Origin of the sequence: Flammeovirga sp. MY04 (assembly GCF_001682195.2) — a bacterium.
GTDB classification, from domain to species: domain Bacteria; phylum Bacteroidota; class Bacteroidia; order Cytophagales; family Flammeovirgaceae; genus Flammeovirga; species Flammeovirga yaeyamensis.
On record NZ_CP003560.2, the window covers coordinates 1,895,554 to 1,915,449 of the forward strand.

At 34.3% G+C, this 19,896-nt stretch carries 12 protein-coding genes; 3 read left to right on the forward strand and 9 right to left on the reverse strand.

The annotated features are described in order from the left end of the window. Nucleotides 1–226: 226 nt before the first annotated feature. From MY04_RS07705 to MY04_RS07715, 3 genes are all read right to left on the reverse strand, one after another. Nucleotides 227–1,873 (reverse strand): CTP synthase, encoded by a 1,647-nt coding sequence (locus MY04_RS07705; RefSeq protein WP_066208309.1) that lies wholly within the window; start codon nt 1,871–1,873, stop codon nt 227–229. An 87-nt stretch (nt 1,874–1,960) separates the two neighbouring features. Beyond that, the gene (locus MY04_RS07710) at nt 1,961–2,878 is read right to left on the reverse strand and encodes a DUF72 domain-containing protein (protein WP_084005801.1); all 918 of its coding nucleotides are present in this window, start codon (nt 2,876–2,878) and stop codon (nt 1,961–1,963) included. 46 nt (nt 2,879–2,924) lie between these two features. Beyond that, nucleotides 2,925–3,422, reverse strand: a complete 498-nt coding sequence (locus MY04_RS07715) for a hypothetical protein (protein WP_066208312.1) — start codon at nt 3,420–3,422, stop codon at nt 2,925–2,927. 367 nt (nt 3,423–3,789) lie between these two features. On the opposite strand from MY04_RS07715, the gene MY04_RS07720 reads away from it, so the two are divergent. Continuing rightward, nucleotides 3,790–4,341, forward strand: a complete 552-nt coding sequence (locus tag MY04_RS07720) for a hypothetical protein (RefSeq protein ID WP_158297612.1) — start codon at nt 3,790–3,792, stop codon at nt 4,339–4,341. A 262-nt stretch (nt 4,342–4,603) separates the two neighbouring features. Here the strand turns inward: MY04_RS07720 and ileS are convergent, their stop codons facing one another. From ileS to MY04_RS07740, 4 genes are all read right to left on the reverse strand, one after another. Continuing rightward, nucleotides 4,604–7,975: an isoleucine--tRNA ligase gene (ileS, locus tag MY04_RS07725; protein WP_066208318.1), complete on the reverse strand. Its 3,372-nt coding sequence runs from the start codon at nt 7,973–7,975 to the stop codon at nt 4,604–4,606. A gap of 206 nt (nt 7,976–8,181) precedes the next feature. Then, nucleotides 8,182–8,757: a hypothetical protein gene (locus MY04_RS07730; RefSeq protein WP_066208321.1), complete on the reverse strand. Its 576-nt coding sequence runs from the start codon at nt 8,755–8,757 to the stop codon at nt 8,182–8,184. A 102-nt stretch (nt 8,758–8,859) separates the two neighbouring features. Beyond that, nucleotides 8,860–9,186, reverse strand: coding sequence for a type II toxin-antitoxin system PemK/MazF family toxin (locus MY04_RS07735; RefSeq protein WP_066208322.1), 327 nt, complete (start codon nt 9,184–9,186; stop codon nt 8,860–8,862). After that, entirely contained in the window at nt 9,187–9,492 is a 306-nt protein-coding gene (locus MY04_RS07740) for an AbrB/MazE/SpoVT family DNA-binding domain-containing protein (RefSeq protein WP_066208325.1), read from the reverse strand. It lies immediately after the preceding gene. A gap of 287 nt (nt 9,493–9,779) precedes the next feature. Here MY04_RS07740 and MY04_RS07745 point away from each other — a divergent pair, with 287 nt between their 5' ends. Further along, nucleotides 9,780–10,373 carry a hypothetical protein gene (locus MY04_RS07745; protein WP_066208327.1) on the forward strand — a complete coding sequence of 198 codons (594 nt, stop codon included), beginning with the start codon at nt 9,780–9,782 and terminating at the stop codon, nt 10,371–10,373. Here the strand turns inward: MY04_RS07745 and MY04_RS07750 are convergent. Further along, nucleotides 10,353–12,464: an ATP-binding protein gene (locus MY04_RS07750; RefSeq protein WP_066208329.1), complete on the reverse strand. Its 2,112-nt coding sequence runs from the start codon at nt 12,462–12,464 to the stop codon at nt 10,353–10,355. The genes MY04_RS07745 and MY04_RS07750 overlap by 21 nt on opposite strands. 112 nt (nt 12,465–12,576) lie before the next feature. Between MY04_RS07750 and MY04_RS07755 the strand changes: the two genes are divergently transcribed. Then, on the forward strand, nt 12,577–13,257 hold the full coding sequence (locus MY04_RS07755; protein ID WP_066208332.1) for a response regulator transcription factor: 681 nt from the start codon (nt 12,577–12,579) through the stop codon (nt 13,255–13,257). A 52-nt stretch (nt 13,258–13,309) separates the two neighbouring features. Here MY04_RS07755 and MY04_RS07760 read toward each other — a convergent pair whose 3' ends face one another. After that, nucleotides 13,310–19,846 (reverse strand): S8 family serine peptidase, encoded by a 6,537-nt coding sequence (locus tag MY04_RS07760; RefSeq protein WP_084005802.1) that lies wholly within the window; start codon nt 19,844–19,846, stop codon nt 13,310–13,312. Nucleotides 19,847–19,896: the final 50 nt, after the last annotated feature.

Consider the following 19,896-nt stretch of genomic DNA (forward strand, 5'->3'; position numbering starts at 1 on the left):
AAAACTTTTATATGAGTATTAGAGAGAAATCATAGTACTCATTAAAATGCTTGCAAATTTACGTTTTTTCGATTTAAAATTTATCAAAAAATTGATAAAAAGGTGAGATCATCCGAAAAACAGTGGAAATTATTTCAAACCTTTCTATTGGGTATTCCACTTGTTTCCCAAAAAAAGGAAACCCCTTGATGAAAACATCAAGGGGTAACAATATCTAAATCAAAGATTAAGCACTAACTACTTCACCTTTGCTATTTTTCAATTCTTTTACTGCTTTAACGAAAGCCACAAATAAAGGGTGTGGATTTTCTACAGTTGACTTATATTCTGGATGGAACTGAGCTCCAACATAGAATGGATGATCAGGAATTTCAACGATTTCAACCAAGCCTGACTTAGGGTTGATACCTGTCGCTTTCATACCTGCTTTTTCGTACTGCTCTAAATATTCGTTGTTAAACTCATATCTATGACGGTGTCTTTCAGAAATCTTCGCAGCTCCATACGCTTCATATGCTTTTGTTCCTTCTTTTACTTCACAAGGATAAGCTCCTAAACGCATTGTACCTCCCATTTGAGAAAGGTTCTTTTGATCTTCCATTAAGTCGATTACAGGATATTGAACTTCCTCTTCCATTTCTGAAGAATTAGCACCTGCTAAACCTACCATATCACGACCAAATGCGATCACTGCAGATTGCATACCTAAACAGATACCGAAGAAAGGTACTTTATGTTCTCTTGCTACAGAACAAGCATTGATCTTTCCTTCCATACCTCTTTCACCGAAACCAGGGGCAACCAATAAACCGTCTAATTCTGTAACAGTTTTAGCAGCCACTTCTCTTTCGTCTAGGTCTTCTGCCTTAATATATTCTAAACGAACTTTTACTTCGTTCACTGCACCTGCATGAACAAATCCTTCTACGATTGACTTATACGCATCAGGTAATTCGACATATTTACCAACTAAACCAATTCTAACTTCTCCTTTTGGATTTTTCAACTTCTGTAAGAAGCTTAACCAATTGTCTAAGTTAGGTTCTTGGAATGCAGGAAGACTTAATTTCATCAATACGATTTCGTCAAGTTTCTCTTTCTGCATTAATAATGGCACATCATAGATTGTAGAAGCATCACACGATTCGATTACCGCGTTTAAGTCTACGTTACAGAACAATGCAATCTTACGACGCATCTCCATTGGAATATGATGTTCAGTACGACAAACCAAAATGTTTGGCTGTACCCCTGCCTCTAATAATTGTTTTACTGAGTGTTGTGTCGGCTTCGTTTTCAATTCACCCGCAGCTCTTAAATAAGGAACTAATGTTAAGTGAATAACCATTGCGTTCTGAGAACCCAATTCTAATCTAGCCTGACGAACAGCTTCAATAAAAGGTAGTGCTTCGATATCACCTACACAACCACCAATTTCAGTAATAACGATATCATAATCGCCATTTTCAGCTACTTTGTAGAAGTTTCTTTTGATCTCATCTGTAATATGAGGAACCACTTGAACCGTCTTACCTAAGTAAGCACCTTCACGTTCTTTTGTGATTACGTTGTTATAAACTCTACCTGTAGTTACGTTATTTGCTTGAGATGTAGGAACGTTCAAGAAACGCTCATAGTGTCCTAAATCTAAATCTGTTTCTGCACCATCATCAGTCACATAGCACTCCCCATGCTCATATGGGTTCATAGTACCTGGATCGATGTTAAGATATGGATCAAATTTTTGGATGGTGACAGAATAGCCTCTTCCTTGTAATAGCTTTCCAAGTGAAGCAGAGATGATTCCTTTACCTAATGACGAGGTTACCCCACCGGTAACGAAAATGAATTTGGTTTGTGTACGAGAAGACATACTTCGATGATTTCACATTATGTTTGCACAAAACTAAAAGAACGAATTAGATTTAACAAATAAAGTATGTCAATGCTTGTAACTAGATTAAAAAAGAGCCCTTTGTTCTACCTTTTCCCTTAAAATTGGGTAGGTAAATTTCCAATTGTACTCAATTTCTGATTTTCTTCCGATATGATTTCCGATTTCTGGACATAAAATATCTTCAGGTTGATGGGCAAAAAAGTAGACTTCCTGAAGTCCCTGAGCCTTGAACCTTGCTAATCTTTTTAGCCAATCATCCACTCGGGAATAGTCGGTAGGACTCAACTCGTTCCCAACAAATCTGATGATGATTGCCGGAGTGGTGAGTCGCATATGCAATACATCTTTTCTACCTGCTACATCAGTAATAATCATCGCCTGACTTCTCTCTGTCATGATAGTAGAAAGTTCATCAAGTACTTCTTTATCATTAAACCAAGAGTTGTGTCTTAGTTCTAAGGCTAACGGGATATCTATTGGATATTTTTCGAGAAATTTAAAAAGCGATTTTCTCTCTTGAGTATCAAAATCTGGGGGCATTTGCAACCATGTATACCCTAATTTGTGCTCAAAAGTACGCATGGCGTCTGTAAATTCATCGACTTCAGACTGTACATTATTCAATCTTTTTCTATGAGAAACATTCTGAAGCATCTTGGGACAAAAACGAAAATCGTCACTTACAGTAGATTTCCACTTGGATAACGTTTCTAATTTGGGAATACCATAATGCGTACTATTCAACTCAATAGTATCAAAATGTTCGGCATAATAATGAAGAAATGTAGCGGGATTGGATTTCTCAGGATAAATTTTCCCTTTCCAAGCAGCACAAGACCATGCAGGTGCACCTAATCGGAAATCAAAATTTCCCACAAAGTTGGGATGATTCCTCAACACCATCTGAGAATACGGATCCTCTTCTGGTAAGGCGAAATCTACTCCTGCTATATCTTTAAGTCGTCCGAAATCCATACACATAGTAAAAGCTTTTGATCAAAGATAAGAAATAGTAGGCGATGTAGGTCTAGTCTTTCGATGCTGTCGCTTGTTCTGCAATAAAGTTTTCGATCTCTTTATAATGACATTGATTGACTAAAGCATCAATTTTTTGTTGGATAACTACATCTGACTCATGATTTCTACTTCTTAAGGCTTCCTTCATTAAAGCAGAAATTTCTGAAGTATGTGCTCTTGCTAAATCCAACAAAGGTAATTCGATTAAATCATGATACAAATTTGATTCCCTTGGAGAGAAGCTTATTTGCCTTGCTGTTTCTAATAATGATTGAGTGTATTGAGGTGCAATCTGAAGCAGTTTACCTATATAGATATAATCGTTCAGATTGACGTCACTTGTTTCGATGTAATAACGTAACTCTTGTAATCCACCTGTATTCACTTCACTTTGAGCAATCATTTTTTGAAATTCCTCCATGGCTTCGTCGTGAGTCATTTGATGAATTTCTTGTGCATGTGAAGTGATACCAATTAGTAAAAAAACAGATAATAGAAGATTTCTCATTTTATTTATTTCTAGTAGACCCGGCTTAGGGCTAATTAAATTCGGATTCTATAATTTATGACAAATTTAAATGAAAATGGTTTTCTGATGATCTTCAAATGATTGTTTTTAACATTGTTTTGATGATTTTAATGATTTAAAGTTAATGAAATTCAATAGGTTTTAATCTTACTTCCAACCAATTTAGATTTAAAGATCGATCGTTTAAAGCCAACTACCTATGTACAATCAAAAAGCAGCTCGCAGAACTGCTCTATTTTTTAACCTATTCAGTGTACCTCTTTTTTTCAATAATTATTATCTATTTGAAGGGTTCACTTTATTAATTCTAATTCAACTATTTTTTCCATTTGTCTCCATTTTTTTATTGATAAAATATGAAGGAGTACTTTCTTTTGATATTGATGAAAACAATAAAAAGCCGCATATCGCACTATGCTTCTTAACATCATGCATTGGGGTTGGTTTATTAGGATTAAAATTCAATTTTGAATCTTACCAAAGTCTTTGGGCTCCTTTATTTATTGTTTCCTCAACTGTTTTTATTATTCTCATCAAACTAAGTGAACTGAATTTTAAATCTTGGGTAAATTGTATTCAATCACTCGTTGTTTTCATTTGTTTATTCTTCTATTTTTTTGGTTTACTTCTCTCTATAAATGTACTATTTGATGAATCATCTCCCACATCAAAAAATGGGAAAATCTCATACAAAAGTAAAAGTGTAAAACTTGCTTACTTTTCAGTTGATGTTAAGCTTGAAAAAGAAAAAGTCAATCATATTCAGGTTGATCGGCAATATTATATACAACATCAAGTTGATGATAATGTAACGATACAATATCATAAAGGATTCCTTGATATTGGTTGGTTCCATATGGAAGAAGCAGAACGCTTTGACTTTTTTAAAGTGCTATAAAAAAGCATATCCCCTCCAAAAGAGATGATATGCTTCAAACAACTTGAATAGGTACTTAATTTCTTAATCTTCTATTCAGTAAAGGGGAGTACAATTTATTTGTACTCATTTTTTGAAAAAAAGATGAAATAAAAAAAAGAGGGTTTCTCATTTATCCAATTTCCTCGTATCAAAAACCTAGAAATTAAATCAAAGTTTTTGATACGAGGTTTTATCGAATTGAGATATCCTCTTTTTATATATTAATTAAATGTTATTCCAATTACTTGCTCACTTTTAGCTTCACTTCTACTCCGTCTAAATCTAGAACAGTGGCATCTGCTACTGAAGATTCGACAGTTAGTGATAATGCTTGAGTTTCATCACAGATATATCCTTTGAATGACTCGAATGCTGCATTGACTAAATCTTCACCTTGCTCAGCAACGATGTTGATTTTGTCTTGCACTTCTAAGCCCATGTCTTTACGGAGGTTCTGAACTCTGTTCACGATATCACGAGCGATACCTTCTTTACGAAGCTCATCTGTCAGTGTAATATCAAGTGCTACGGTAATACCTTGATCTTTCGCCATTGACCAACCTGGGATATCATCCGAAGTGATCAATACATCTTCTACACCAAGAACTACTTCGTTGCCATCCACATCAAAAGTATATGAACCTGTTGATTCGATATTTTTGATATCTTCTTGTGACATTTGATTCACTGTAGCCGCGATACCTTTCATCAATTTACCATACTTTCTACCCAAAGTAGCGAAGTTTGGTTTGATGTGCTTCACGAACATACCCTCGTTTTCTTCTGTCAAGAATTCGATTTCTTTGATGTTTACCTCATGTGAGATTACATCTTGAACCGCTTTAATCTGACCTGTTACTTTTGTGTTTACATCTGGAATAAGGATACGCTGTAATGGCTGACGTACTTTCATCTTCTCTTTCTTACGGATAGAGTGAGTTAACGATGAAATTACTTGTGCCAAGTGCATCTTCTCTTCCAAGTCGATGTTGATTAACGCTTCGTTTACTTGAGGGAATTTTGCCAAGTGAACCGATTGTGCTTCGTCTTTACCTGTTGCTGCATTCAAGTCTTGGAACAAACGATCCGAGAAGAATGGAGCGATTGGCGACATCAATACTGAGATGGTCTCCAAACAAGTGTATAACGTTTGGTAAGCAGCAATCTTATCTGCTGCATATTCGCCTTTCCAGAAACGCTTACGGTTTAAACGAACGTACCAATTCGACATATCTTCGATAGTGAACGATTGGATGGCTCTCGCCGCTTTTGTTGGCTCGTAATCGTTTAATGCCTCGTCTACTTCTTTGATCAAAGTATTTAGACGTGACAAGATCCAACGATCCGACTCGTGACGATCTTCCATTGGTACTTCAGCTTCAGAGTAAGTGAAGTTGTCCAAGTTCGCATAAAGCGAGAAGAACGAGTAAGTATTATAAAGTGTTCCGAAGAACTTACGTTTCGTTTCTTTTACGCCTTCCAAGTCAAACTTTAAGTTATCCCAAGGGTTAGCGTTCGAGATCATGTACCAACGTGTTGCATCTGCACCGTGCTCGTTCATTGTTTCGAATGGATTGATCACGTTACCTAAACGCTTCGACATTTTAGTACCGTTCTTATCCAATACAAGACCATTAGAAATTACGTTTTTAAACGCCACATTGTCTTGTGTCATACCTGCAATCGCATGCAAAGTGAAGAACCAACCACGTGTTTGATCCACACCCTCTGCGATGAAGTCTGCAGGGAAAGAACCATCAAAAATCTCTTTATTTTCAAATGGATAATGCCATTGTGCGTAAGGCATTGCACCAGAATCGAACCAAACGTCGATCAGGTCCAACTCACGGTACATTGGTTTTCCATCTTCAGATACTAAGATGATATCATCTACATACGGACGGTGTAAATCGAATTCCTCTACAAGTTCACCGTTTTCGTCGATGTACTTAGGATTCTTAGGCATTACCCCTGCCGCTACAGATTTTTTCACTTCTTCCGCCAATTCAGCGACAGATCCGATACATTTTTCTACTGCCTCGTCTTCTGTTCTCCAAATTGGAAGCGGAGTACCCCAGTAACGAGAACGAGATAAGTTCCAGTCGACTAAGTTTTCTAACCAGTTACCGAAACGACCTTCACCAGTAGCTTTTGGTTTCCAGTTGATGGTTTTGTTCAACTCAACCAAACGGTCTTTTACTGAAGTTGTACGGATAAACCAAGAGTCTAATGGATAGTACAATACTGGTTTATCAGTTCTCCAACAGTGAGGGTAACTGTGGACATATTTAGCTACTAAAAACGCTCTATTTTCCGTTTTTAATTTGATGGCTAAACGAACATCCATCGATTTGTATTCCTTAGCTCCAGATACTTCGTCCTCTTCGTATTCTGCTTTAACGAATTGCTCACCGAATTCTCCCATTTCTTTTACATAGCGACCAGTACGGTCTACTAATGGAAGAGGCTTACCTTTTTCATCAAATACTACGATAGCAGAAATACCTGCTTGATTAGCCACTCTCTGGTCATCTGCACCAAAAGTTGGTGCGATGTGAACGATACCTGTACCGTCCTCAGTAGTAACATAATCGCCAGGAATTACTTCGAATGCTTTACCTTCAGGTTTCACATATGGCAATAATTGCTCATATTTTACACCTACTAAGTCAGCACCTTTATATTCTCCGATCACTTGAGCAGGAACTAGTTTAGCACCTTTCTCATAAGCATCGAAATCAGCTTCCAATTGCTTTTTAGTGACATAAGCATTCAAACGATCTTTTGCTAAGATCACTGTAATTGGCTCATGTGTATAAGCATTGTATGTTTTTACCTTTACATAGTCAATCTTCTCACCTACTGCCAAAGCAGAGTTAGACGATAACGTCCAAGGAGTCGTCGTCCAAGCCAGGATGAATACATCACCGTGTGCACCTTCAAAAAGAGAAGCAGACTTATCGTCTTTTTCTACTTTAAATTGTGCGGTCACCGTAGTATCCGTCACATCTCTATAACATCCCGGTTGGTTCAATTCGTGAGAAGACAAACCTGTACCTGCTGCTGGAGAATAAGGTTGGATAGTGTATCCTTTGTAAAGAAGATCTTTATTGTATAACTCCTTAAGCAAGTGCCAAAGAGTTTCCATGTATTTTTTATCAAATGTGATATATGGATCATCAAGGTTTACCCAATATCCCATTTGTTTTGTCAGCTCATCCCACTGCGATTTGAATTCCATTACGGTCTTCTTACACGCTGCGTTATAATCATCGACAGAAATTTTAGTACCAATATCTTCCTTAGTAATACCAAGTTCTTTTTCAACTTTTAGTTCTACCGGAAGTCCGTGAGTATCCCAACCAGCTTTACGCTTTACTTGGAAACCTTTCAACGTTTTGTAACGGTTAAAAAGGTCTTTTACAGCACGGCCCATCACGTGGTGAATACCCGGAGCACCATTTGCAGAAGGAGGACCTTCATAAAAAACAAATGATGGATTTCCCTGTCTTGATGAGACAGACTTATCGAAGATATTTTGCTCTTCCCAATATTGGCGAATCTCTCTGTTCGCTGCTACAAGGTCGAGACCTTTGTATTCTTTAAATCCCATTGGATGATGTAACTGTCAATTATTATATTAAAAACTTGTCCCGTACGGGTACAATTCGCACAAATATCGTAATTTGTTTGTAAATGAGAAACTAACTTTTGATGATCTTCGATATTATTTGCAACAAGAGATTAATAGTCAAATAAATAATGATTTTTAAAATTGGTTTTTTAGGTGATTGTTAGTGTTTGTTTGCAGAATAACCATTATAAATAGTTACGAAGTAAATCTTGATGATATTCTTTTGAAAAATCATCCCTAAATATATCATCATTAATAGAATGAAATGTATTTGGGATTTCAATATCATTACTGATATAATAATTTTTGTTTATCATTATATAAATAACATTACTATCACAATCTATTAAGATTACAAAATCTTTAGATAAATCATAAATAAGCACTACAGTACCAATATCTGTATGAGAAATATAAAAATCTGGTTCTGATTTAAATAATTCTAAATCACTATAAATCAGATCCTCTATTTTATTATTTTTTAAATCCACTTCATATTCTAGTTCAAAATCATATAGTTCCATTGGGGACATTGTAGACATAAAAAACCTTGACTCTTTATGTTTATCAATCATGTTCTTAAATAAGAATTCAAACTCATCACAAAAGTCAAATTCAAATGATATAAACAAATAATAATCGTTATTATTTAAAATTTTATCAGGAAAATATGCTTCATTAGTTAGAAATTTCTTAGTGAATATTTCATTTTTAAGCTTTTCATTTAACTCAATAGTTCTATTATCCTTAATTACTTTCATTTGTAACCCCTTTTTGATTCTTATTCTTGATTTCTTATTTACTCTTGTGCCTTCTTACATGAGGTCAGCTAAAAAAATAGTTTGCTTTTAAACGTATTATTATCAGTTCAACCCCAAATTGTGAGATACTTTTGCTAAAACTTTAGCAAATGTCATATTATCAATGACTCCCATTTTTTTAATCAACCTTTCGTTACTGAAAGATTTGATTTGTACTGTATCTATAAAAGAATCTTTTATAAGGCCATTATCTTGAGAAGCTGTAATGGCTACATGTGTTATTCTTTGAGTTCCGGTTATTGGAAGTATGATTCTAATTGGCAATCCGTTTAAATGATCACTACCAATAATTAATGCAGGCCTTACTTTCTTTTGTTCATTTCCTCTACTGGGGTCAAAATCAATTAACCATATTTCACCTCTTTTCATTTAATCAATTACATCAAAATCATTAAATTCATCCGTTTCTTTAGCATAGGATTTTAATTCACGTTCATTTAAGGTATGAATTTCATTTTCAGCCATTTTAAGGTAGTTATTCTCATCTAATTTTTGCTTTTCCAAAGTAATTAGATCATCCATAGAATACTCTTTAACACTAGAAATTAACACTCCCCCCTCAACTGGCGTAAGAATAATATCCTCTGATAATTCTTGTTCTTGAAGCATCTTTTTAGGAATTATCACCCCTTTACTATTTCCTATTTTCTTTATTTTTGTGGTTATTGGTTTCATATATCTAAACATTTTGTTATTACAAATTTACAAAATGTTATAACATCAAACAAAGAGCTTGATACATTTTTTATAGCTCTTTAAAATGATAGTCAGAAGACAATTTCTGTTAATTGTAATAAGTTAAAGACAATTACTAATAATAGTTCGAAGTGACGCTGCCGCTTAACACTTCAAACAGAAAATACTTAATATTTTAGAGTATAAATTACCTTTTAATCTAGCAACAATAACTTATTTTTGATTTATAGAAATCTAATTCTAATTAATTCAGCCTCTCTAACTCAATGAATCAATTGCAAACGACTACATCAATTAAAAAAAGAAAATCTTCTCTCTCCAACTATAAACATGGAAAAGAAATATATATACCTTATACCTCAGAAGGTTTTAAGACCAAGAACAATATTGTTGGGAAACTTAAAAGATGGGTCGGTGGATTATCGTTAGGATTGATTTCAGCAGAGCTAAGTTTTAACATTTATGAGCTATATTCTTATGGCTTAGATTCTTATGTACTATTAGATTGGATGACTTTCGTTCCGGATGTATTAGAATTAGGTGGATTTATCTGTTTATATACATTTGCTCGTCGAATGAACAAAAAATCATTTTTATTCGAATTTTTAGGGTTAACTGATGAAGAAATTCAAATCAATTTACATTATAAAAAGCACCGAATTAAGATTAAAGATGTAATCAGTTACAGGTTCTTTACTTCTCAGTACAACGTCAACTATTTGATATTCGAACTGAAAGATGGAAAAGAACATAAAATCAAATGGCTTCAAACCTTCCTTATCAAAGAACAACAAGAAGTTGTGAATGATTATTTTGAGGAAATCGATAAACGCATTCACCTACCCCACAGGAATAGTTAACTGAAACTTCGATCCTTCATTCAATTTTGAAGTTAAAGAAATATCACCTTTTAATAGTTTTACAAACCTTGCTGTCATGGGTAAACCAAAACCTAAACCTTCCCTATCTGGGCTAGGTGCTATAAAACTTTCAGGCATCAGAAATATAGTTTCCATCTGATGTTCTCCAATTCCAGGGCCGTTATCAGATATTGATAGTGAAAAGCTCGTTTCCTTTCTTTTGGATGAAATCTTAATTTCTCCACCTTCTGGTGAATATTTCAAGGCATTAGAAAGAAGGTTTCTCACACAAAAACTTAGCAACTGATAATCGGTATCTAATATAGTATTTGATGGCAAATTGATATCAAAAGCAATATTTTTACGATCAATCACTTGCTTGTAAAGACTTAAATTCGTTTCTAAGATCTCTTTAAAATCTACCTTTTCGATATTCAATTCAATCTTTTCGTCTTGCAACATTGCCCAATTCAACAAGTCATTAATTAGTCGGATGACGTTATCAATTAGTATTTCGGAGTTGACAAGTTCTTCATAAACTGAAGAATCTTTATCCACTTTACCTATCAAACCAAACACCTGATTTCTTACACTAATCAGCGGTCCTTTTGCATCATGTCCAATCACAGAGAACATTCTATCTTTAATCTGATTGGCATTGAGTAATTCCTTTTGAGATTGAGACAATACATCATTGATAAGCATCAATTCATCGTTGTGTTCTCTCGCAACTTTTGCTTTCTCCCTTTCTAACATTGCATTTTTTCTAGTCTGAAGAAACCACAAGACTAAAAGAACACCTCCCAATAAAACGACAATTAAAATGACGATTAAGAGGTTGGTTTTTACTTTTTCCTGTTCTAGGATCAGATCTTTGATGTATTTATCTTGTCTTAAGTCAATAATTTGTAAATCCTTAAAATAGGTATCAAAATAAGCATTGGAATACGATATTGCCTCCATCTCTTTTTGCTCGTTACTTTTTGCTTGAGCAATTTTTGAGTTCTTAAGTAATTCATTCGACAACTTATAGTCCTTCCTTCTTTCTGCTATATCAGACAATCCAACAAGTGCTTCTTCTAGGTTTTTAAAATCCTGAAAACGTTTAGAATACCAAATAGCAGAATCATAATAGATTTTGCTTTCGGAAAAATTATGATCAATAATAGAAAGGTCTCCTAATTCGTTAAAAATGAATGCTTTTTCTGCATCGAAATTATTACCCATACTTTGTAAAGCCTTGTAATAATAAGACCTACTTGTAGCATATTTACCTTGATTGAAATTAAATTTTCCTAAGTTTTTTAGTACTAAATATTGATTTTCATTCTGTTGAGAAGAATAAGATAGTGCCAACTGAAATAAAGAATCTGCAGTGATATATTCTTTTAACAACATCTGACTTTCTCCCATATAAGAATAAATTTTTGATGCTCGAATTGAATCATTAGAGGCTAATGTATATGGAAGAGATTTATTAAAATAAACCAACGACCGATCGTATTTTTCTATAGCAACCGCCAATCGACCTATTTGATAATTCACCTCAGAAATATAGGAACTGTCCTTTAAATTTTGTGCAAATACCAATGCTTTTTGGAGATTATCATTCGCATTTAAATAGTTATAATTATTATAATAGTATGCCGATAATTTGATTAAAACATTGTAGTTTTTTCTCCAAAATTTCTCCTCATCATTGCTTTTAATAAACTGATCGAAAGTAAGGTTATCACTATGAAGGATCACATGATTTTGGCTGATTGAAAGTAATAGCTGTTCGGCTGTTTCTCTTGGTATATCATTAATATATTCCACCCCAACATATAAACTATCCAAAGATCGTTGGTAGTTCTCTTTAAAGGTGTAATACCTAGAAAGGTTAACATAAGCTCTAACTATTTCGTGTGTGGATGATACCTTATGTGCAGCTTCCAAAGCCTTTTCTGCCATTTTATAACTCTCCAAAGGAGCGTCGTAAAACAGTTCTTCTGCAGAGTCATTGTAAAATTTCGGAGTTTCTTCAGAGTAGGCGTTAGTAGTGAATAATAATATCAGTAATGAAATATAATATGGTAGTTTGTTAATCATGAGATAGAATATAAGAATAATAATTTATTAAGCCGGAAATGAATATTGTAATATTTGATTATATCAAAATTTTCTATTAAATAACATCATAAACTTAACAATCTCCAAAATAATGTGTAATACCAATTCAATTTTACTTGTTGACGACCATCCAATAGTACGTTCTGCTCTTATTCCTTTAATTGATATTATTCCTGATACTCAGATTATTGGTCAGGCAGAAAATGGAGAAGAAGGTTATAATAAATTTGTCTCACTATCACCTCAATTAATTATTGCCGACATCGAAATGCCTAAAATGAATGGTGTTGAAATGGTCAAAAAAATTAAATCAATAGCACCTAATACAAAAGTTATTTTTATCACTAGTCATAGTGACTTGTTTACATTTGAAGAAGCATTAAGCCTCGACGTAGATGGTTATATCTTCAAAGAAAATGCGATGAAAGAAATAAGAAATTGTATTGATGTAGTTTTACAAAATGAAAAGTTTACTTGTGAGAAATTTAAACAATTCATAGAAACCAATCAAAGAAAAATAGATAGAATAAGAAAAAATAAGCAATTAGTTACCCAATTAACGAAAACGGAATTAGAAGTCTTGGGACTAATTTCTAAAGGTAAATCATCTCCACAAATCGCAGATCAACTATTTAAAAGCATTAAAACGATTGAGAATCATAGATATAACATCTGCAAAAAGTTAGAAGTAACCGGTAATAATCAGTTACTAACTTTTGCCGTAAAGCAACGAAAAATATTATCTGATTATTTAGAAGCTGATAAAATATAAAAAAGTGGACTACAAAATTGTAGTCCACTTTAAATTACGGATCTATTTTCACCTATTTAACGATTAATTTCGTTAACCATAATTCAGATGTCTGTCCTTCAAATCTGATAATATACATACCCGATGACAAATGATTTAGGTCCAATTCTTTTTGATTCACTCCCAATTCTTTCACAAGTACTTTGTTACCGTTTAAGTCCATGACAAATATCGTCCCTGCCTCTTGATGTCTGATTTTAACATCACCAATTGTTGGGTTAGGGAAGACATTAATTACATCTTCTGATAAAGTAATTAAAGCTGTTGGATCGGGATCTGTGCTTTCCTTTTTCTTCACAGAATAGGTCTCATTCGATAATTTATCTTCAGAAATCACTTCAAATTGTACACCTTCTGTTAGAGCTACTTTATCTTCTCCAGATATTTGAATCCACTGATTATGTGTCATCATTGCTCCAGTAGAAAGTTTGAAGCTGATGATTAATTCTCCTTCAATATCAAATAGGGATTCGTCGAAAAATATTTCTTGATCTACTATTTCTGCATGAATATCTTCTGATACATTTTCATTCAAATCAGCTAAGATCATAAAAGATTCTAGTACCGCATTATCATTCTCTGGTTTAGCTGTCGATACCGTATAATAGTTCGTTTTACTCTGATCTTCAGATACTACCTTCAACATAAAGTCATTAGCATGATTTACCATAGTTTCATCAGTGATCAGAGTATCGGTACCTATTAAGACGATCGACTTATTGGCTTTTTCAATAGAAACAAATGCATTAGTAAGATCATCTTCTTTGTGAGCATCAATTGATATTTTATTTGATGAAACCTCCCCTATTAAATCTTCTGTAAGATCGTTATTCATTGCTACTACGATATCATAGGCTTGAATTTCAGCTTCATCATTTAAAGGAGGAAGACACTCGATTGTCCATAAAGAGGAATGAGAATTATCGTATGATCTTACTTCGACAACAATTGGAGTTGAAAGATCATAAACCGATGTATATGCCATTTTTTGACCTTTGTAATACAGTTTAGCTCCTGGAGAAATTGAGAATTGCAGCGTTAATTCTTCAATATTCATTTGCTTTGCTGGAATTAACTTTACTTCCTTGTTTACCTCGTCTATTGTTCCAAAAGAGGTTAAGCCTTGAATCTTGACACTATTAATTGAATGTAAAGACTCCGCTATTTCTTTATCATAGAACATAGAGAAACCAATTGCTTTACTAAGACCTTCGTTAACTGCACCCTCTTTTAGTGCACCCGACCATGGATCTACTTCCCAAATTTGGTAGTAATCTGTTGTCAGCTGATTATCTCTGGAAGCCAAATACATTTTACCTATGTTATGATCGAAGAAAAGATGAGGATGTGGAGATGTTCCAGTATAAATTGGTAATGTACTAATTTTAGTGGTTGTCCAATCCTCATCATCAATAATGTAGATATTTCCTTGATTATCCATTCCATACAGCAAACCAGAAATATCACAAGTAATGGTCTTAATCGCAGCATTAGAGAGCGTGCCCTCTAAAGTTGATGCTCCAGTTAGTTTATCAATACTGTAAATCTCTGCTGTGTAATAAGCCATGCCGTACAACTTGTCCTTTGGTTCGCTGTAACACATATCTCTCAACTCAATATCGGAAAATCCAATATTATCGATTTCTCCTGTAAATGGGTCTATAGTAGAAAGTAGTCCTCCTGTAGAGCTATTGTACCATTTATTCTTTGCAATTGTACCTGCATACACGTAGAACCCATTCACTTGTTTTATGTTTCTTGGTTGCTTAATATTTTGCATATGAAAGCTAATTGGTCCTGGATAAACTCCTTCAGCTCCTAAAATATTATAGGCAAAAACAGTGTTTAATGGCTGTACATTTATAGTTCTAAAAATAGAATCGTTAGTAGGTACTTCATCTGTAGATGAAATAATTTCTACATGAATTTTTGTAGTCGATTGCTCTAACTTTACACTTGAAAACAAGATTTCTTTTGTTTCTCTACCTGCATGGTCGTTGATATCAAGAACTTCCTTTTCGACATCATTGATATATAGCTTTAATTGATACGATTCGGTATTCGATGTTTTATTCTCGATAACCACTGGAATCTCATAATTGTCTGGAGTGACAAATTCCTCCATATCAATTCTCTTAATTGCTAAATCATGAATTGGAGCTTCTCCTTCCAACAAGATGGAATAATCTTCTACCTCTCCTGTAAATACAATTCCTTCTGGATCCATATCACCAAAAGACAACACACGAATTCTAAGTCTCTTTTTCCCTGGGGTTACATCATATGGTGGATCGATCACTCCTTTCATTTGTTGAGGATTAATTGGTTCAAATTCAAAACCTTCATCCTCATCAAATTTTCCATTGAAATTCCAGTCAATCCAGTATTTTCCTGCTCCTGAACCATCATTTTTGGTAACAATCAATTCAACCGTTTCACCATAATTAATTTTCAGTTCTTGATTGGAATAATCTTCATACATGAAATCTCCAGAAGTTTGGTTGATATCACCCATAGTTACATTGGTAATATATACTCCACCAAAACCTAAAGCGGGTTCATAATCTGATTTAAACCTTACTGAAGTTGAATCATTTCTACCCACTTCATCATTCTCTAAAATAGTATATGCTTTTACTTCGTATTGAATACCAAATGTGTTGAAAACATCTGCCTCATCAAATTCGATATCTGCAGACCTACCTGCTTCGATAAGACGATCTACCGCTTGTATTTTCGGTTCTCCCCCATTAATTGTGTAGGCAATTTTAAAAGATGAAATATCTTCTTTACCAAAGTTGGATACTGAAACTACTACCTTTTCGGCATCAGTTAGCCCCAAATGTGTTACAGGATGAAGAATTGATGTGATACCTGCATCGTAATCAATTGTATGATCTTCTTGTGTGACTGTGGCAATCCATCCCTCTTCGTTTACCGCCTCATCTGAATAAAATAAAAAGCTCAATGCCCCACCATTTACTGTAGAGGTAAAAGTTGTTTCTTGATTTTCGAATAAGCTGCCATTAAGTATTGCAATTGGATCACCTTTAGCATCTGTTCCTTCAAATACATAGAGGTAGTCGTACCCTTCCTCTAATTGCAATGAAGTAAATTCTACTTTTACTTTTTTATTAGGATCTGAAGGCACAAAGTTGTGTACACTTCTTGTATTATCAGGGTAATTGAAAATTCGTGTTCCTCCATCAGTAAAGATGATTTCATCACTTACTGTGGTGGTCTGAGTATAATCGTTTGCAGCCATTGGAACAATATCTCCAAAATTGAAGAAATCGCTTCCTTGCAATGTGTTATTTTCAATATTTGAGTCTCCCGAATGTTCCGCTTTTCCTTTTACATAATACAAAGCATCTTCTTCAGAAAAATCGCCTAAAGCAATAAATGTATAATTCTTTGTTTCGAAAGATGATAAAGAAGTTGTGAACGTTTCGTCTGCTCTTTGATTGATTAATCCGTTTTTGTAAACTTCAAAAGAGAAATCAAATGCACTTAAATCTTGAGATCCAATATTGGCAATTAGAAATTTAAGTTCTGCTTCTTTCAATCTTAGAGAATGATTAGGATGTTCGATTTCCAATAAAGCTACATCAAATTCTGCTTTTTCGGACAGATGTAAATTATCTATCCCCACCTGATCACCTTCTGGTGCCCAAGCAATTACTCCAGAAGGATAACGACAAATGGCTTTCAATTCTAATTCAATCGGCCCTCCTAGAAAACTGCTAAGATCGAAATACATTTTATCTCTTTTAAGTAAAGCTGTTTCGCTACCAATAAAATAACTTTCACCTTTAATATCAGAGATAGGTTGACCATTTACATACACTCTAAAAATACTTTGATTTCTAGAAACAGAATAACCTAATTTTGCATCTAATGTGAATAATAATGATTGAATGCCGTCTGGTATTTCTGTATTTAATTTTGCTGTTGATATGAATGATGGATTGGCATTCCAAACTTCTTGAGTTGTCCCATCGCCGTAGAAAGTTGCACCAGTAAGCCCGCCCTCAAATTTTAAATAATGTGAGTTCGTTTCGGTATCGTAATTTATTGTTGCATTGCCTTGATCTGACTTTTCGATAGAAATATAATTTGATTGTCCATCGTCAAAGCCTTCATCAAATGGAAAGTTACTAATAACCCCTTTCACACTTAAATCAATTGCCTTAGAACGTAATCCAACTATATTTTTCTCTTTATTGATGGCTCTCACAGCATACCAATATTGGCCAGGTTCAGGTGTGTATTGCGTAGATGTAACTTCTTCGACAACTTTCATTACTCCATCCTCAATTCTCATCACTTCGTATGAAGTAGCACCAGAAATTGCTGACCAAGAAATACTATTTGATGAGTTATCCAATATAACTGGTCTTCCGATAATACTGAATGAAGCATCACTCTCATCGAAATATTTTCCGTTAATTACTCTTACTTTTAGATCCCCTTTTGCTTCTGAAGAAGTTGTATATGTATAGTTTCTAGCTCCCGATCCTAATTCAGCTACTGTTTGGTAATTTGCTCCATTATCTTCCGAAATTTGAACTACAAAACCTTCTGTATTATTTTGTGGTGCTGACCAGTAGATCATCATAGAATTATCTGAAATATATGATTCTCCTCCTACTGGTGATAATAAAGTCACCCCTTTCTCTACAAAATCCCATGTGATACTATAGTTCTGTGGTCCGAAAGGAATTGATGTTCCATCCACTACAAATTCATAATATCCCGATTGAGGAAGATCTATAATTACTTGTTCGATGTTATTTAAATGATCTTCTTTATTAGTGGCCAATTTTGAAGGATATGCTGCATCTAAAACTAGAGGCAGTGTGGTCTCTCCATTTTTCACAACAGTTAAATCCAAATCATTAATCAGAGTATTTGATGTAAATGGAATACTTGGGTAATCGCTCCATGTTAACATCACTTTTAATTGACCTGTACCCTCGGGCACCCAAATTTTATAGGTTTCCTTCTCACCTGTTTCAAGTTCTCCCAATTTAAAATGATTGTTTTTAACCACTTTTGCTGCTCTTAAAGCATTCATTTCACCAAAACCGTAAGCGAAGTCAGGGCCAACATCACCTAAGTCTGAAGCCGTGTTACATAAAACCCCTTTTATTAAATCTGCTCTGGGTAACTCATCATTTTCTCTTTTGTATAATTCGTATAACTGGATAGCAACACCAGATACCAATGGAGTAGCTTGAGATGTACCATCCATCAATTCGTAATCATTATAAAAAGAACATGAATACACATCTACACCTTTTGCAGTGATATGAGGACCATGTCGACCGTCGTCTACTGGACCCCAGCTGGAAAAATCGCTCATTGCTCCAGTTTGAGTCAAAGCTCCAACTGTAAGGATATTCTTTGCCGTTTTAGAACTTGTTCCATATTGAAAACTTCCTCTTGAGTTACCAGATGAAAAAACGTGTAATACATGAGGTTGAGTCCATGTAACTAAATCTAATTCTGCATCACTCTGTATATAGGGCCAAAGGAACCCTCCTGGATGTGGAATACCGTAAGAATTTTGAGTGATGGAAACATCATTATTTAATGCTGCTCCCATCATCTCATCACCAGTAGTTAGTCCGTTTCGACCAATATTAAAATTCCAAGATTCGATTTTTACATTGTGTGCAATACCCACACCAAGAGGATCGACTAAACCACGCCCTGCCATTATACCTGCCACGTGGTTACCATGTGCAAAAAGATGATCTTCTAACTCATGCGATGTTACTCTACCGTTAAAATCTAAGTGAGGCTCAACATCTTGATCCCAAATACCCACTGTAATACCATTACCAGTAAGCATTTGGTCAATTCCCATATATCCCATTAAAGCATCTTGACCTACCATAGTTTTTCCTATGAAGTCGTCTTTTTCCACTTTCGGAGGAATTGGAGCGGCATATTTTAACCACGTGAAAGCATTTAATCTTTTCAGTTCTTTGATATCAATCTGACATCTCACTTTATTAAAGTAAGGAGAAAAGTTAATCGACTCTGCTCCTAGCCCTTCTAAATCGGATTGTACTTTTTGAGTATTTACACCCGAAAAAAACAACACATCTAACTGAATAGAATGTTTACCCGACATGGCGTATTTAGGCAATTCTGATTTCAATAATAATGGATCTAGTTTTTGTAAATCAACTAGGTTAATAATAGATCGAATTGAGCTTAAATCTATTCGACTATTAAACGTATTTATTTCGGTCAAATAGGCATTATTTCCCAAATAGTCGTTTAGAATAATACCATTATTCAGCAAGTTTGATCGCTTCTCTTTATTTGGAATTTGATAGAATTGAAGAATTACATAAGCCGATTGATTTGAAGTACGAGATAATCTTTTTTGCTGAAAATATGCATCAGCATTTTCTGGTAATTTCACAGCATTACCATTGAAAGTTACTTCTTCTAGGCTAGTCTTTGATTGAGAATACACAGTTGTGCTTAATCCCAAAACATAGAACAGAAGAAGAAAAATAAAATTCCTTTTCATTGTATAAGTGATAAATAAAAATGATGACTGCCAACTTGAGTTAAGTTGAC

What these genes read in the sequence shown, in the direction of transcription:
- MY04_RS07705 (WP_066208309.1), bottom strand. Translation starts at nt 1,873, where the DNA reads ATGTCTTCTCGTACACAAACCAAATTCATTTTCGTTACCGGTGGGGTA.
- MY04_RS07710 (WP_084005801.1), bottom strand. Translation starts at nt 2,878, where the DNA reads ATGTGTATGGATTTCGGACGACTTAAAGATATAGCAGGAGTAGATTTC.
- MY04_RS07715 (WP_066208312.1), bottom strand. Translation starts at nt 3,422, where the DNA reads ATGAGAAATCTTCTATTATCTGTTTTTTTACTAATTGGTATCACTTCA.
- ileS (WP_066208318.1), bottom strand. Translation starts at nt 7,975, where the DNA reads ATGGGATTTAAAGAATACAAAGGTCTCGACCTTGTAGCAGCGAACAGA.
- MY04_RS07730 (WP_066208321.1), bottom strand. Translation starts at nt 8,757, where the DNA reads ATGAAAGTAATTAAGGATAATAGAACTATTGAGTTAAATGAAAAGCTT.
- MY04_RS07735 (WP_066208322.1), bottom strand. Translation starts at nt 9,186, where the DNA reads ATGAAAAGAGGTGAAATATGGTTAATTGATTTTGACCCCAGTAGAGGA.
- MY04_RS07740 (WP_066208325.1), bottom strand. Translation starts at nt 9,492, where the DNA reads ATGAAACCAATAACCACAAAAATAAAGAAAATAGGAAATAGTAAAGGG.
- MY04_RS07745 (WP_066208327.1), top strand. Translation starts at nt 9,780, where the DNA reads ATGAATCAATTGCAAACGACTACATCAATTAAAAAAAGAAAATCTTCT.
- MY04_RS07750 (WP_066208329.1), bottom strand. Translation starts at nt 12,464, where the DNA reads ATGATTAACAAACTACCATATTATATTTCATTACTGATATTATTATTC.
- MY04_RS07755 (WP_066208332.1), top strand. Translation starts at nt 12,577, where the DNA reads ATGTGTAATACCAATTCAATTTTACTTGTTGACGACCATCCAATAGTA.
- MY04_RS07760 (WP_084005802.1), bottom strand. Translation starts at nt 19,846, where the DNA reads ATGAAAAGGAATTTTATTTTTCTTCTTCTGTTCTATGTTTTGGGATTA.